The sequence below is a fragment of the Variovorax sp. 54 genome, assembly GCF_002754375.1.
Lineage (GTDB): Bacteria > Pseudomonadota > Gammaproteobacteria > Burkholderiales > Burkholderiaceae_C > Variovorax.
The window spans coordinates 6,250,699-6,266,344 of sequence record NZ_PEFF01000001.1; the positions used below are offsets into that span (position 1 = coordinate 6,250,699).

At 66.7% G+C, this 15,646-nt stretch carries 11 protein-coding genes and 3 tRNA genes; 7 read left to right on the forward strand and 7 right to left on the reverse strand.

From position 1 onward, the window contains the following. Positions 1-4 precede the first annotated feature (4 nt). The 7 genes from clpX (at position 5) to CLU95_RS28655 (ending at position 6,194) form a co-directional block, all read left to right on the forward strand. Positions 5-1,273 (forward strand): ATP-dependent Clp protease ATP-binding subunit ClpX, encoded by a 1,269-nt coding sequence (clpX, locus tag CLU95_RS28625; RefSeq protein ID WP_099796720.1) that lies wholly within the window; start codon positions 5-7, stop codon positions 1,271-1,273. Between the two features lie 15 nt (positions 1,274-1,288). Beyond that, on the forward strand, positions 1,289-3,730 hold the full coding sequence (gene lon / locus CLU95_RS28630; RefSeq protein WP_099796721.1) for an endopeptidase La: 2,442 nt from the start codon (positions 1,289-1,291) through the stop codon (positions 3,728-3,730). A gap of 61 nt (positions 3,731-3,791) precedes the next feature. Next, positions 3,792-3,867: transfer RNA gene (locus CLU95_RS28635), tRNA-Gly, on the forward strand. A 64-nt stretch (positions 3,868-3,931) separates the two neighbouring features. After that, positions 3,932-4,005 (forward strand) — tRNA-Cys (locus CLU95_RS28640). 98 nt (positions 4,006-4,103) lie between these two features. Next, positions 4,104-4,195 (forward strand) — tRNA-Leu (locus CLU95_RS28645). 23 nt (positions 4,196-4,218) lie between these two features. After that, entirely contained in the window at positions 4,219-4,860 is a 642-nt protein-coding gene (locus CLU95_RS28650) for a DUF6806 family protein (RefSeq protein WP_099796722.1), read from the forward strand. A gap of 29 nt (positions 4,861-4,889) precedes the next feature. Then, the gene (locus tag CLU95_RS28655) at positions 4,890-6,194 is read left to right on the forward strand and encodes an MFS transporter (protein WP_099796723.1); all 1,305 of its coding nucleotides are present in this window, start codon (positions 4,890-4,892) and stop codon (positions 6,192-6,194) included. A gap of 10 nt (positions 6,195-6,204) precedes the next feature. Here CLU95_RS28655 and CLU95_RS28660 read toward each other — a convergent pair whose 3' ends face one another. From CLU95_RS28660 to proV, 7 genes are all read right to left on the reverse strand, one after another. Further along, on the reverse strand, positions 6,205-8,400 hold the full coding sequence (locus CLU95_RS28660) for an Ig-like domain-containing protein (protein ID WP_099796724.1): 2,196 nt from the start codon (positions 8,398-8,400) through the stop codon (positions 6,205-6,207). Between the two features lie 89 nt (positions 8,401-8,489). Continuing rightward, positions 8,490-9,278 (reverse strand): hypothetical protein, encoded by a 789-nt coding sequence (locus CLU95_RS28665; RefSeq protein WP_099796725.1) that lies wholly within the window; start codon positions 9,276-9,278, stop codon positions 8,490-8,492. Between the two features lie 14 nt (positions 9,279-9,292). Further along, entirely contained in the window at positions 9,293-10,105 is an 813-nt protein-coding gene (gene murI / locus CLU95_RS28670; RefSeq protein ID WP_099796726.1) for a glutamate racemase, read from the reverse strand. Continuing rightward, on the reverse strand, positions 10,102-11,655 hold the full coding sequence (locus CLU95_RS28675; RefSeq protein ID WP_099796727.1) for a fumarate hydratase: 1,554 nt from the start codon (positions 11,653-11,655) through the stop codon (positions 10,102-10,104). The genes murI and CLU95_RS28675 overlap by 4 nt, the downstream gene beginning before the upstream one ends. 102 nt (positions 11,656-11,757) lie before the next feature. Beyond that, on the reverse strand, positions 11,758-12,768 hold the full coding sequence (proX, locus tag CLU95_RS28680) for a glycine betaine/L-proline ABC transporter substrate-binding protein ProX (protein ID WP_099796728.1): 1,011 nt from the start codon (positions 12,766-12,768) through the stop codon (positions 11,758-11,760). A gap of 22 nt (positions 12,769-12,790) precedes the next feature. Next, on the reverse strand, positions 12,791-13,981 hold the full coding sequence (gene proW / locus CLU95_RS28685; RefSeq protein WP_099796729.1) for a glycine betaine/L-proline ABC transporter permease ProW: 1,191 nt from the start codon (positions 13,979-13,981) through the stop codon (positions 12,791-12,793). Positions 13,982-14,002: 21 nt separating this feature from the next. Beyond that, positions 14,003-15,256 (reverse strand): glycine betaine/L-proline ABC transporter ATP-binding protein ProV, encoded by a 1,254-nt coding sequence (gene proV / locus CLU95_RS28690; protein ID WP_099796730.1) that lies wholly within the window; start codon positions 15,254-15,256, stop codon positions 14,003-14,005. Positions 15,257-15,646 lie beyond the last annotated feature (390 nt).

Genomic DNA, 15,646 nt, shown 5'->3' on the forward strand with positions numbered 1-15,646 from the left:
GTCCATGGCCGAAAAAAAAGGCACCTCCAGCGAAAAAACGCTTTATTGCTCGTTCTGCGGCAAGAGCCAGCACGAGGTCAAGAAGCTGATCGCGGGCCCTTCGGTCTTCATCTGCGACGAATGCATCGACCTGTGCAACGAGATCATCCGTGACGAGCTGCCGGCCGGTGAGGAAGCACGCGACGCGCGCAGCGACCTGCCCACGCCGCTGGAGATCAAGACCAACCTCGACAACTACGTGATCGGCCAAGAGCCGGCCAAGCGCATGCTGTCGGTGGCCGTTTACAACCACTACAAGCGCCTGCGCCACAAGGAAAAGAACACCAAGGGCGACGAGGTCGAGCTCAGCAAGAGCAACATCCTCTTGATCGGCCCCACGGGTTCGGGCAAGACGCTGCTGGCGCAAACGCTCGCGCGCATGCTCGACGTGCCTTTCGTGATGGCCGACGCCACCACGCTGACCGAAGCCGGCTACGTGGGCGAGGACGTCGAGAACATCATCCAGAAGCTGCTGCAAAGCTGCAACTACGAGGTCGAGCGCGCCCAGCGCGGCATCGTCTACATCGACGAAATCGACAAGATCTCGCGCAAGTCCGACAACCCCTCGATCACGCGCGACGTGTCGGGCGAGGGTGTGCAGCAGGCGCTGCTGAAGCTCATCGAAGGCACCATGGCCAGCGTGCCGCCCCAGGGCGGGCGCAAGCACCCGAACCAGGACTTCCTGCAGATCGACACGACCAACATCCTGTTCATCTGCGGCGGCGCCTTTTCGGGCCTCGAGAAGGTCATCGAAAACCGCACCGAGGCCTCGGGTATCGGCTTCGGCGCCGCGGTCAAGAGCAAGGCCCAGCGCAGCATCACCGAGGTGTTCCGCGAAGTCGAGCCCGAAGACCTGATCAAATTCGGCCTGATCCCCGAACTCGTGGGCCGCATGCCCGTGGTCGCCTCGCTGGCCGAACTGAGCGAAGACGCGCTGGTGCAGATCCTGACCGAGCCCAAGAATGCGGTGGTGAAGCAGTTCACCAAGCTGCTGCAAATGGAAGGCGTGGACCTCGAAATTCGTCCCGCGGCGCTCAAGGCGATCGCACGCAAGGCCCTGGCCCGCAAGACCGGCGCGCGCGGCCTGCGCTCGATCCTTGAACAGTCGCTGATCGACACCATGTTCGAATTGCCGAACGCGACCAATGTCGACAAGGTGGTGGTCGAGGAATCGACCATCGACGAAAACAAGCCCCCGCTGCTCGTGTACCGCGAAACGGCGAAAAAGGCCTAAAGGACAAGGACGCTCATGTCTGGTCATACCCCATTGCCCCCCGAGGCCCTCGACCTGCCGCTGCTGCCGCTGCGCGACGTCGTGGTGTTTCCCCACATGGTGATCCCGCTCTTCGTGGGTCGCCCGAAGAGCATCAAGGCGCTCGAGCTGGCGATGGAAGCCGAGCGCCGCATCATGCTGGTAGCCCAGAAGGCCGCCGCCAAGGACGAGCCCTCGGTCGAGGACATGTTCGAGGTCGGCTGCGTCTCGACCATCCTGCAGATGCTCAAGCTGCCCGACGGCACCGTGAAGGTGCTGGTCGAAGGCCAGCAGCGCGCCCGCGTGAACCGCATCGATGACGGCGAAACCCATTTCTCGGCCAACGTGACGCCCGTCGAGGCGCTCGAAGGCGGCGAGAAGGGCACCGAGGTCGAGGCGCTGCGCCGCGCGGTGATGCAGCAGTTCGACCAGTACGTCAAACTGAACAAGAAGATTCCGCCCGAGATCCTGACCTCGATCTCGAGCATCGACGACGCCGGCCGCCTGGCCGACACCATCGCCGCCCACCTGCCGCTCAAGCTCGACAACAAGCAGGCCGTGCTCGACCTCGACGACGTCAAGGCGCGCCTGGAAAACCTGTTCGGCCAGCTCGAGCGCGAAGTCGACATCCTGAACGTCGACAAGAAGATCCGTGGCCGCGTGAAGCGCCAGATGGAGAAGAACCAGCGCGACTTCTATCTCAACGAGCAGGTCAAGGCCATCCAGAAGGAGCTCGGCGAAGGCGAAGAGGGCGCGGACATCGAGGAGATCGAGAAGAAGATCAAGCTCGCCAAGATGTCCAAGGAAGGCCTGAAGAAGGCCGAGGGCGAGCTCAAGAAGCTCAAGCTCATGTCGCCCATGTCGGCCGAAGCCACGGTGGTGCGCAACTACATCGACGTGCTCATCGCCCTGCCGTGGAGCAAGAAGACCAAGATCAAGCACGACCTGGCGAACGCCGAGGCCGTGCTCAATGCCGACCACTACGGCCTCGAGAAGGTCAAGGACCGCATCCTTGAATATCTTGCGGTGCAGCAACGCGTCGACAAGGTGAAGGCACCCATCCTGTGCCTCGTGGGCCCACCGGGTGTCGGCAAGACCTCGCTGGGGCAGTCGATCGCGAAAGCGACCGGCCGCAAGTACACCCGCATGGCGCTGGGCGGCATGCGCGACGAAGCCGAGATTCGCGGCCACCGCCGCACCTACATCGGCGCGCTGCCGGGCAAGGTGCTGCAGGGGCTGAGCAAGATTGGCACGCGCAACCCGCTGTTCCTGCTCGACGAAATCGACAAGCTGGGCACCGACTTCCGCGGCGACCCATCGAGCGCGCTGCTCGAGGTGCTCGATCCGGAGCAGAACCACACCTTCGGCGACCACTACGTGGAAGTCGACTTCGACCTGAGCGACGTCATGTTCGTCGCCACCTCGAACTCGATGAACATCCCGCCGGCGCTGCTGGACCGCATGGAAGTCATCCGCCTCTCGGGCTACACCGAGGACGAGAAGACCAACATCGCGATCAAGTACCTGCTGCCCAAGCAGCTGAAGAACAACGGCGTGAAGGACGACGAGCTGGCCGTCACCGAATCCGCTGTGCGCGACATCGTGCGCTACTACACGCGTGAAGCCGGCGTGCGTTCGCTCGAGCGCGAGCTGTCCAAGATCTGCCGCAAGGTGGTGAAGGGCCTGCTGCTCAAGCAACTGACGCCCAAGGTCACGGTCGACGGCGAGAACCTCAACGAGTTCCTCGGCGTGCGCAAGTACAGCTTCGGCCTGGCCGAGAAGCAGAACCAGGTCGGCCAGGTGGTCGGCCTTGCGTGGACCGAAGTCGGCGGCGATCTGCTGACGATCGAAGCGGTCACCATGCCCGGCAAGGGCGTGATCAGCCGCACGGGTTCGCTCGGCGACGTGATGAAGGAATCGGTCGAGGCTGCACGCACCGTGGTGCGCAGCCGCTCGCGCCGCCTGGGCATCAAGGACGAGGTGTTCGAGAAGCGCGACATCCACATCCACGTGCCCGACGGCGCGACACCCAAGGACGGTCCGAGCGCGGGCGCGGCGATGACGACGGCCTTCGTGTCGGCGCTCACCGGCATCCCGGTGCGTGCCGACGTCGCGATGACCGGCGAGATCACGCTGCGCGGCGAAGTCACGGCCATCGGTGGTCTGAAGGAAAAGCTGCTGGCCGCACTGCGCGGCGGCATCAAGACCGTGCTGATCCCCGAAGAGAACGCCAAGGACCTGCAGGACATTCCCGAGAACGTGAAGAACGGCCTCGAGATCGTGCCGGTGAAGTGGATCGACAAGGTGCTCGAGATCGCACTCGAGAAGATGCCCGAGCCGCTGTCCGACGAAGAGGTGGCCGCATCGGCTGCTGCGGTGGCCGAACTGGCCAAGCAGCGGGCGGGGTCACCGGCTTCCGAAGGCTCGGTCAAGCATTGATCGATTGATTGCAGAACTTGTGAAGCCTCGAAAAACTGGTATATAATTTGAGGCTCGAAACGCGGGAATAGCTCAGTTGGTAGAGCGCAACCTTGCCAAGGTTGAGGTCGAGAGTTCGAGACTCTTTTCCCGCTCCAGTTTTTGAAAAAGGGAAGCAACCAGCTTCCCTTTTTTTCGCAGTTCGATTTCGTTATTCAGCGTGGCGCGATAGCAAAGCGGTTATGCAACGGATTGCAAATCCGTGTAGCCCGGTTCGACTCCGGGTCGCGCCTCCACTCTCTCATCAAGACCGATCGGCTCCGATACACAAGCCCCGCCAACCGACGTTGCCGGGGCTTGTTTCATTTGGGTTATCGTCGATGTTCAACCTGTGGCCCGGATGGTGAAATTGGTAGACACATCGGACTTAAAATCCGCCGCTTCCTTGATCGGGGCATACGGGTTCGACCCCCGTTCCGGGTACCACCATATTTACAAGGGAGTATTTGATGCCTCGCTACAACGCTCCATTTGAGATCCATGTGCATGGCGATGTGCCGCTGCGCGCGGACGCGAGCTTCGAGCAAATCCAGGAGGCGCTGAAGCCGCTCTGGAAATACGCGGGCGCCAAATCGCTGGCCGACGGTGCCACCAGCACCTACGAAGAAGAACCCGGCATTCGTTTCGAGCAAAAGGATCACACGCTGCAGATCTGCTGGACCGTGCCGGGCGACGAAGACTTCCGCCAGGCGCTCGACGAGATGTGCATGGCCCTGAACGAACTCTCCGAACGCGGCGCCGCGATCGAAGTCACCTTCTACGACACCGATTTCGACGAGGAAGAGGGCGACCCCGACGAAGAATCGCGCGACGATTTCCTGATGCTGTTCGTGGGCCCCAACCCCGCCGCGATCATGCAGGTGCAGCGCGACCTGCTGGTCGAAGACGTGGTCAACCTCATGGAACGCCACTTCGACGGCGCCGAGTTGGGCGGTGTGGTCGCCGAGATCGATCGCCTCTTCAGCGACCGTTTCGACGCCCTCGTGAACTCGCTCGAAATCGGCAAGCGTCCGCGCGGTGCCGGTGGGGCCGGCGGCGGCAGCGGTGGGGGTGGTCACGGCGGTGGCCGTCGTCCGCGCCACCTGCACTGATCCTTCTCTTCGCCCGGCGCTAAGGCCGCATGGCCCTGTTTCCAGCCTCCGCGTTGCGCCCCGGCGTGCGCAAGCGCGAGGTGTTCGGCTGGGCGATGTACGACTTCGCGAACTCGGGCTACACCACGGTCGTGATCACGGCGGTGTTTGCCGCCTACTTCGTCGGTGGCATCGCCAAGGGCGCGCCATGGGCCACCTTTGCGTGGACCGCGGCCCTCAGCACCTCGTACGCCATCGTGATGTTCACGATGCCCGCCATCGGCGCCTGGGCCGACCTGCACGGCGCCAAGAAGCGCGTGCTGGTCATGACGACCACAGGCTGCGTGCTCGCCACTGCGGCGCTCGCACTCACGCCAGGCTTTGCGGGCGGTGCGATCGGCGTCGCGTTCGCGATGACGCTGGTGATCGTCTCCAATGCGTTCTATTCCTACGGCGAGTCGCTGACAGGCGCGTTCCTGCCCGAGCTGGCGACGGCCGAAGGCATGGGCAAGGTGAGCGGCTGGGGCTGGGCCTTCGGCTATGTCGGCGGCATGCTGGCGCTGGGGCTGTGCCTGGCCTACGTGCTGTGGTCGCAAGCGCGCGGGTTGCCCGCGGCGCACTTCGTGCCGGTCACGATGCTGATCACGGCGGCGATCTATGGCGTGGCCGCCTGCGCGACTTTCGCCTTGCTGCCTGAACGCGCCGTGCCGCAGGCGAGTCGCGGCCAGGACAGCGCCTGGAGGCAGCTGCGCGCCACCTTCCAGCAGGCCCGCGCCTACCGCGACTTCATGTGGCTGCTGGTCTGCACCGTCTGCTACCAGGGCGGTGTGGCGGTGGCGATCACGCTGGCGGCGATCTACGCGGAGCAGGTGATCGGCTTCGTCGCGAGCGAGACGATGGTGCTGATCTTCGTGCTCAACCTCGCGGCTGCGCTCGGCGCCTTCAGCTTTGGCTACGTGCAGGACCGCATCGGCCACAAGGTGTCGCTGGCCGCGACGCTGCTCGCGTGGATCGCGGTGTGCGTGATTGCCGCGTGGGTCACGACCAAGGGCGGCTTCTGGTGGGCCGCCGCCATCGCGGGGCTGGCGATGGGCTCGAGCCAATCGGCCGGTCGCGCGATGACGGGCTACCTTGCGCCGCCGCAGCAGCTTGCCGAGTTCTTCGGGCTCTGGACCTTCGCCACGCGCCTGGCCAGCATCATCGGCCCGTTGAGCTTCGGTGCGATCACCTGGGCCACCGGCGGCAACCAGCGCATCGCGATCCTCTCGACCGCGGTGCTGTTCATCGGCGGGCTGTTGCTGCTGCTGCCGATCGACATGCAGCGCGGCCGCAAGGCCGCACTGCAGGCTCGCTAGCCCACGACGCTCAGGGCAGCTTGTCGCCGAACAGGCTGTCGCGGGTTAGCGGGTAGCCGGCTTCCGGCGCGTAGCGCTGGACCCAGTTGGCCGGGTTCTTCACGCGTGCCGCGAAAGCGCCCAGGTCCGAGCGATCGAGCGAGCCGTTGTAGATCGCATTGGTCTGGTTGGCCGGGCTCACCGTGAAGCTGAACGCCGTTCCCGCCGCCGTGAGCGCATCGGGAATGGTGCCTGCGGCGCCGCCGAGCGTGATGCTCGCGAGGTAGTTGCCGACCGCCGTGATCTTGCCCGCCTTGCCTTCGCCGACGCCTTCGATGGTGCCGCCCGCGATGGCGTAGACCGTCTCCGACTTGCCGATGCCGCCCGGCGAGCCGAGCGTGTAGCCGATGTCCGCGATCGGGCTGCCCACGACATCGGTCTGGATCGTCACGATGGTGCCGGCCGGCAGGTTCTGGTTCGCGGTCCAGAAAAAGGCGGTTTCGTTGGTGATGTCGGTGAACTCGGCCGCGTCCTTCTTGCGGTCGCGGTCTGTGAACAGCACCTGCGTCCCACCGTTCACTGCCTTCAGCAGCACGAAGGCATAGGCGTCGGGCGTCTCGGCGTTGGCGGCCATGAAGAGCAGGTCGCCGGCTGCCAGCGGCGTCGGCACGCCGGCCGTCGTGAAGCCCAGCGACGTCGTGTCGTTGATGCCCGCGAAGGCATTGCCGGCTGCGTCGGTGATGGCGTTGGCATCGACCGTGACGTAGTAGCCGGCGTTCATCGCGAGCTTGGCCGTCGGCACCAGCGTGAGCACGTTGAACGCCACCTGCACGCGCGCGGCGGGGCTGTTGGCGTGGAAGGTCTCGACCACGGCACCGTCGGCCGCGTGCAGCACGATGCGCCCGGACCCGAGGCGCACGGCCTCGTTGAACGACAGGATGACCGAGGTGTCGAGGTTGACGCCCACGCGGCCGGCCGGCGGCGAGGCCTTCTTCAGCTTCGGTGCGGCCGTGTCGACCCACGGGGCGCCCAGGCGCACCACAAAACCGTCGAACTTCTGCTCGGCGGCGGGCAGGTCCTTCGAGGCGGTCTTGCCGTCCCACTTCGTGTCGCCGTTGTCCAGCAGCAGCTGCACCTGTGTGCCGGCCTTCACCGGGCCCGGCACTTCGACGACGGATTCGAAGCTGCCGCCCGTGGCCTTGCGCAACGCGTCGAGGTCGTTCGACAGTTCGACCGGTGCGCTGCTTGGGTTGCCGTCCCAGGCGAACAGCGCGAAGTTGCGGTCCACGTCCGGCACCGCGGCGCCCGCAGGGCCCGCGACGATCAGGTAGTTGCCGTCGGTGCCCTTGTCGATCGAGCGGATGCCGCGGCCTCCCAGCTCCAGTTCGATGGGCGCGCCGAAGACGGCTTGCGTGGCAGTGCCGGCCATCAACGCGGCGTGGTTCTGCAGCGGCACGATCAGCGCCTTGGCGCGCACCGAGGCACCGGTCTGTGGTGCGCGGAAGCCCAGCCACAGAGCGGTGTCGTCCGGCGCGCTGGTCATGCCTTCGATCGAGAAGCCGTCGATGCGCTCCGGCACGATGCCGGCGGCGGCCGACGCGGCAAAGCCGAAGTGGCTGGCGCCGAGTCCATGGGCGTTGCTGGTGTCCCAGGCGATGAGCTGCGCTTCGAGCAGCGAGAACTGGCCCACGTAGTCGAAGGTGGTGGCCGCGCCCGTGCCGCCGACCTTCACTGCGAAGAGGTGCGAGCGGTCGGCTGCTGCGTCGCCGCCGTCCTTCTTGTTGCTGTTGGAGCCGGTGAAGTACAGCGTGTCGCCGATGCGCGTGCCGGCTTCGAGGTCGAGTTCCTTGGCGAGCTTCGGGCCTTCGTCCTTGTAGCTCCATTCCTTCACCGCGGCGCCGCCGGCGCGCGGGTACACGCGCAGCACGTTCGCTTCGTCGTCAGCCACGAGCATGAAGTCGCCGGGCAGGGCGATGGCGGTCGATGCGTCGGACGAGCCTTCGGTAGTGCCTGCGTTGGGCGTGAACTGCGCCTTCGACACGAGCTGGTCGGGCTCGGGGTGCACCACGGCCGGCGGCGTGGTCGGCGGGTTGGCCGTGGGCGGGGAGAAGCCGTTGAAGCCGCCGCCGTCACTGCCGCCGCCGCAGGCAGCGAGCAACAACGAGAGGGCGCCGGCGAGCAGCATGGGTTGGAAGGGAATGCGGGACGGGAGGGAAAGCGAACTCATGGTACGTGGCCGTTCTTGGGAACAAACCGCGCATGCTGTTACTTTCGTATGACGGGTCCATGAAAGACCAGCCAGGTTTCAAGTGCTCGTCAGGGCATCTGCTGCAGCGACTTCGGCACCTTGTAGCGCTCGCCGTCATAGCGCAGCGTCACGGTGCTGAACTTCGCGGGCAACGCCTTCTCGACGCAGCCCTGGTCTTCCTGTTCCTGCGCACGGCTTTGCACCAGCGTGCGCGACAGCTGCAGGTCGGCGAAGCCGTTGCTCGTCGTGCGCGCGACCGACAGCATGGTGCGCAGCTTCTCGAAGTGGCCGGTGCAGGTGGCGTCCCAGCCGCCGTTGTCGTGGTCGAGCTCGACCTCCTGCAGCACCTGGCGCAGCTTGTTGCCGTGCTGCACGTAGAGGCGCACGGTCTCGCTGGCCTGCGGGCCCGAGGTCGGGCTGTTGCCGCGGTAGCGCACGCGCAGGCCGAAGGCGCGCGTGTCGGACGACAGCACGTAGCGCGAGGTGTCGACGCGGATCTCCTGGATCGCGGTGGTGGCGTCTTCGTCGAGCGCCTCGGGCAGGAAGATCCGCCCGATCACCGTGTCGCGGTCGGTGTTGCCGTTGTCGGGCCGCTGGATCAGCAGCAGCGCGAGGTCGAAGACCTTGGCGCCCTTGTCGGTGGTTTCGCGCGGCATCGGCAGCACCACGATGCTGCGGCCGGGAAACGCCGGCCAGACCTTGCAGGCCGCGAGCCGTTCGTCGAGCGGCTGCTTGGGGTAAAGCTTGGCATGCATGCGCTCGGCCAGCCCGCTTTCGCAGGCGGCGTGGCTCAGGCCGACGGCCGAGGCCAGGCCCAGCAGGAGCAGCGCATGACGCAGGAAGAAGAGGGCGCGCATTGCCAGTCGTGAGGTCAGGCGGCGTTTGCCGCAGGCACTGCAGCGGGTTGCGAACGTGCGGGAAGCCAACGCGTGGCGGCTGCTTCGAGCACTGCCAGATTGCCGCTGCTCTCGAGCACCAGGCCGCCTTCGCTGCGTTCATCTGCCAGCCGGCCGAGCGAGGTCAGCACGCGGCGGGTCTGCTGCGCGACCGGCGCGCCGGTGTCGATGAAGCGCAGCGTCGGCGGTGCGTGGCGCTGCAGTTCGTCTTTCACGAGCGGGTAGTGCGTACAGCCGAGCACCACGGTATCGACCTGGCCTGGGCCCTCGCCGAAGGGGCCTGCTTCCGCCATGTAGCGCTCGCACAGCGCTGCGATGGTGGCACTGTCGAAGCCTTCGATGGCCTTCACGAGCCCATCGCACGGCACGGGCCGCACGGTCGTCGCGCCTGCAAAGGAATCGCGCAGCGCCGCGTACCGGGCGCTGGCGAGTGTGCCGCGCGTGGCCAGCACCGCGATGTTGCCGGTGCGACTCGTCGCCACAGCGGGCTTGAGCGCCGGCTCCAGACCCACGATGGGCAGGGCGGGGAATTCGGCGCGCAGCACATGGATCGCCGCCGTGGTGGCCGTGTTGCAGGCCACCACCAGCGCCTTGATGTCGTGCGCGCGCAGCAGGTGTTCGACCACCTGGCGCGAGTGCGCGATGACGTAGGCGTCGCCGCGCTCGCCATACGGCGCGTTCGCGGTGTCGGCGAAGTAGACGAAGCGTTCGGTCGGCAGCTCGGCCTGCAGCGCGGCGAGCGTGCTCAGCCCGCCGACGCCGCTGTCGAACACGCCGACCGGGTTCAAGCGACTTCCAGCGGAATGGTCTTGAACTCGCCGCTGGCAATGCGCTTTTGCCACTCGGCCGGGCCGGTGATGTGCGCGCTGGTGCCGCCGGCATCGACCGCCACGGTTACCGGCATGTCGACCACGTCGAATTCGTAGATGGCTTCCATGCCCAGGTCCGCAAAGCCCACGACCTTGGCGGTCTTGATGGCTTTGCTCACGAGGTAGGCGGCGCCGCCCACGGCCATGAGGTAAGCGCTCTTGTGCTTCTTGATGGCCTCGATGGCGACCGGGCCGCGCTCGGCCTTGCCGATCATGGCGATCAGGCCGGTTTGCGCCAGCATCATCTCGGTGAAGCCGTCCATGCGCGTGGCGGTGGTCGGGCCGGCGGGGCCCACGGCTTCGTTGCCGACCGGATCGACCGGGCCGACGTAGTAGATGACGCGGTTCGTGAAGTCCACCGGCAGCTTCTCGCCCTTGGCCAGCATGTCCTGGATGCGCTTGTGCGCGGCGTCGCGGCCGGTGAGCATCTTGCCGTTCAGCAGGATCGTGTCGCCCGGCTTCCAGCTGGCGACTTCGGCGGGCGTGAGCTTGTTCAGGTCGACGCGCTTGCTCTTCTTTTCGTCGGGCGCCCAGTTCACGTCGGGCCACAGGTCGAGCGACGGCGGATCGAGGTAGACCGCGCCGCTGCCGTCCATCACGAAGTGCGCGTGGCGCGTGGCCGCGCAGTTGGGGATCATCGCCACGGGCTTGCTCGCCGCGTGCGTGGGGTACATCTTGATCTTGACGTCGAGCACGGTGGCCAGGCCGCCCAGGCCCTGCGCGCCGATGCCCAGGGCATTGACCTTCTCGAACAGCTCCAGGCGCAGCGCCTCGACCTTGCTCAGCTCGGCGCCCGAGGCGGCCTTGGCCTGCAGCTCGTGCATGTCCAGGTCGTCCATCAGGCTTTCCTTTGCCATGAGCGCGGCCTTCTCGGCGGTGCCGCCGATGCCGATGCCCAGCATGCCCGGCGGGCACCAGCCGGCGCCCATGGTGGGCACGGTCTTGAGCACCCAGTCGACCACGCTGTCGCCGGGGTTCAGCATGACCAGCTTGCTCTTGTTCTCGCTGCCGCCGCCCTTGGCGGCCACCGTCACTTCGACGGTGTTGCCGGGCACGATCTCGGTGAAGATCACCGCGGGCGTGTTGTCCTTGGTGTTCTTGCGATCGAACTGCGGATCGCCCACGACCGAGGCGCGCAGCGTGTTGTCGGGGTGGTTGTAGCCGCGGCGCACGCCTTCGTTGATGGCGTCGTCCAGCGAACCGGTGAAGCCGCCCCAGCGCACGTCCATGCCCACCTTGAGGAACACGTTGACGATGCCGGTGTCCTGGCAGATCGGGCGGTGACCCGTGGCGCTCATCTTGCTGTTGGTCAGGATCTGCGCAATGGCGTCCTTGGCGGCGGGACTCTGCTCGCGCTCGTAGGCCTTCGCCAGGTGGGCAATGTAGTCCGCGGGGTGGTAGTAGCTGATGTACTGGAGCGCGGCGCTGATCGATTCGATCAGGTCGGCCTGCTGGATCGTGGTCGTCATGGTGGGGAGTCTTATTGGAGGGGAACGCCCTCGATTATCTCAGCCACCAATACCGCAGGCCGGCGCCGGGCGAAAGGGCGCCGGCGCGGGTGTGAGTCGGTGTTACCGGGCGGCGGCGCGCGCCTCTGCAATCCACCCGTCGAAGGTCGCCTGGTGCACCCGAATCCAGCCGTCGGTGTGGCGCGTCACGTCCTGCATGCTGTTCGCGCCTTCGCTCATGCGCAGGTTCTGCGCGTTGATGTCGGCGATCGGCAGCTTCATCACCTCGAACAGGCGGCCGGCGGCGGGGTTCTTCTCGATGAAGGCCCGGTTGGCAACGATGCGCTGCTGGTTGGCCAGGAAGCCGTAGTTGCGGCCGTTCGACAGCCGCGTGTTCACCGGCTCGCCGGCCTGCGGCGGCGAGAACGGCACCTGCAGCCAGACCACGTCAGCGCCCGGACGCAGCACGGCGCTGACCCAGTAGGGCGTCCAGGTGTAGTAAAGGATTGGCTTGTCCTGCTTGAAGCGCGCGATGGTGTCGGCCATGAGCGCGGCGTAGCTGCCCTGCTTGTGGGTCACGCTGTCGCGCAGCTGGTAGGCGCTCAGGTGGCCCTCGATGGCCAGCTCGCAGCCCCAGCCGGGGTTGCAGCCGGTGAGGTCGGCCTTGCCGTCGCCGTCGGCATCGAACAGCTTGGCGATGGCCGGGTCTTTCAGCTGCGCGAGGCTGGTGATGTTGTACTGCTCAGCGGTCTTGCGGTCGATCAGGTAGCCCTGCACCGCGCCGTCGGAGTACACGCCCTGGTGCCACAGCTTGGCGTCGCCGCCGCTGTTCTTGTAGAAGTCGGCGTGCAGCAGGCTCCAGTGGTTGGCCATGAACGTGGCGTCGCCATTGGCAATGGCCAGGTGCTCGGTGGCGGGCTCGAGGTCCTTCATCGGCTCGACGGTGTAACCGAGCTTCTCGAGCGCGCGCATCACCAGCAGCGTCTGGAAGGCTTCCTCGGCGAGCGAGCTTTTCAGCGGCTGCACGGTGACGCCCTGGCCGGGCAGGTCATTGGCGGCCTGTGCGGTCGCACCGAAGGCGACGAAGCCCAGCGCCAGGAGGCCGCGGGCGAAGAAAAGGCGGGTTGTCTTCATGCGTGGATGTCCTCCGTGACGGTCAGTGCGCTTGCGTGGAAAGGGCGGGCACGGCGTCGTCGGCGTGCGAGCCGCGCGAGGGCGTGCCGACAAGGCGCTGCAGCGTGCGCAGCGCAAGGCCGGCCGGTCCCGTGTACCACCAGCGGTGGCCGGCGCTGCGGCGCGACTTGCCCATGGCCTGCGTCAGGCGGTCCAGCGTGATCGCCAGCAGCACGATGCCCAGGCCGCCGACGGTGGCCAGGCCCATGTCGAGCCGGCCGATGCCGCGCAACACCATCTGGCCGAGGCCACCCACCGCGATCATCGAGGCGATCACCACCATCGACAGCGACAGCATCAGCGCCTGGTTGATGCCGGCCATGATCGATGGCATGGCCAGCGGCAGCTTCACCTTCAGCAGCATCTGCCAGGGCGAGGCGCCGTAGGCGCGCGCGGCCTCGATGAGGTCGGGCCGCACCTGGCGCAGGCCAAGGTTGGTCAGGCGCACCAGCGGGGCGAGCGCGAAGACGATGGTCACGATCACGCCCGGCACGTTGCCGATGCCGAACAGCATCACCACCGGCACGAGGTACACGAAGGCCGGCGTGGTCTGCATCGCGTCGAGCACCGGGCGCATCACGCGCTGGGCGCGGTCGTTGCTGGCCAGCAGCACGCCCAGCGGCAGGCCGATGACCATGCAGAACACCAGCGAGGTCAGCACCAGCGACAGCGTGACCATGGCCTCGGGCCAGATGCCGAGCATGGTCACCAGCATCAGCGACACGACGGTGCCGATGGCCAGCGCGCGGCCGGCGAACTGCCAGGCGAGCAGGCCGATGATCGCAATCATCGGCAGCGCGGGCAGGGCGGTGAGCAGGCTTTGTACCGAGTTGAGCGTGCTGTCGATGGGCAGGCGCACGGTCTGGAAGAAGGGGCGGAAATGCTCGACCACCCAGCCCAGGCCCTGGTTGATCCAGGCCTCGACGGGCAGCGAGCCGTCCCACAGGCGGTGCAGCGAGAAGCCACTGGTGGCGGTGTCGGCTTGGCCCGCGAGGGCGTGTGCGGTGTTCGCCGGCGCATCGAGCCAGGCGCTGGCGGTCGAGGTGTCAGGCGCGGCCGAGATCGCTTCCCACGGGTCGAGGGCAGGGGTGGGCGCGGGCGCGGCGGGCGTGTCCAGAATGGGTGCGTCCATCAGGGGCGCGTTCAGGTCGGAAGGCAATGTGGTGTCGTTCATCGTTCAAGGTCCTTCGTGAATTCAGTGCGGCTCGGCGGCGAGTGCGGGGGCGGCGTGCGGCGAGACGGGTTCGATCGGCGGCGTGTCGCGGTCCAGGAACTTGAGCAGCGTCGTCTTGCTGATCGCGCCGCAGAAGCGGCCGTCGCCGGCCACCACCGGCAGGGCGCACGGCGCCTGCGCGAGCTGGCCGATGAGGCCGGCCACGGGGGCTTCGGCGTCGATGCGCGGCAGTTCGTCGAGAAAGGCGTGGTGCAGTCCGAGCGGGCCCGAATGCCCGTCGAGCGCGCCGCGCAGCGTGTCGGCCGAGACCACGCCCAGGAAGCGCTTGGTCGGGCTGGTCACGTAGGCGAAGTCGCGGTCCTGGTCTTCGAGCAGCTTGAGCGCCGCGTGCGCGCCGCGCTCGGGGTGCTCGCACACCACGGTGAGCGATTTGCGCGCGATGTCGGCCGCCTTGAACACCGCCGCCGCGTCCACGCCGCGCACGAAGCTGCGCACGTAGTCGTCGGCCGGCCTGCGCAGAATCTCGTCGGGCGTGCCGACCTGGATCACGTGGCCGTCCTTCATGATCGCGATGCGGTCGCCGATGCGCATGGCTTCGTCCAGATCGTGCGAAATGAACACGATGGTGCGGCGCTGCACCTGCTGCAGTCGCAGCAGCTCCGACTGCATCTCGGTGCGGATGATCGGGTCGAGCGCCGAAAAGGCCTCGTCCATCAGCAGGATCGACGGGTCAGACGCCAGCGCGCGCGCCAGGCCCACGCGCTGCTGCATGCCGCCCGAGAGCTCGTCGGGGTAGCTGTCGCCCCAGCCCGAAAGGCCCACCTGCGCCAGCGCGAGGTCGGCCTGCGCGAGGCGGTCTTTCTTGCGCGTGCCCGACAGCTCCAGGCCGAAGGCGGTGTTCTCGCGCACCGTCATGTGCGGCATCAGCGCGAACGACTGGAACACCATGCTGATGTCCTTGCGGCGCAGCGCGCGCAGCTTGCTGTCGGAATGCTCGTTGATGTCGGCGCCATCGATCACGATGCGCCCGGCGGTCGGCTCGATCAGGCGGTTGAGCAGCCGCACCAGCGTCGACTTGCCCGAGCCCGACAGGCCCATGATCACGAAGATCTCGCCGGCCTGGATCTCGAAGGTGGCGTCGAACACGCCGATCGACTGGCCGGTTTGCGCCAGGATTTCCTTTTTCGAAAAACCTTGGCGGACCAGCTCCAGGGCTTGTTCGGGCGAATCGCCGAACACCTTGAAGACATGGTCGATGAGAATTCCTTTGGCCATATGCCGGGGCTCCTTGAGTGAAGGGTGGACACAGCACCGCCCCGAAGGACGGCAACGGCCACGCCATCAGCCCGATGAGGGAGCTGCCCGACAGCGCGCATGAAGATTGCGCATGCGCATGCAATGGCCCGGCGAGCCCCGAGGGCTGCCGACAGGCACTGAAAACGACGTGGCGACGAAGCCAGTGCCCGCCGGATGCTTCATTCGCAGACAACGGGCCTGGTCGAGGGGCGCCGCCTGGATGAGCGTGACGTGGCAATGGGGCCGGAAAAAGATCCGGCCGGTTTGCCGGGCTGGGCCCGGCGTGGAGGGCCTTGCACCGCGACGGGATTCACAGATCCGCGAGTAGTGCAAGGGTGACCAACATGACTTGTTGGTCGTCGGAAGCCC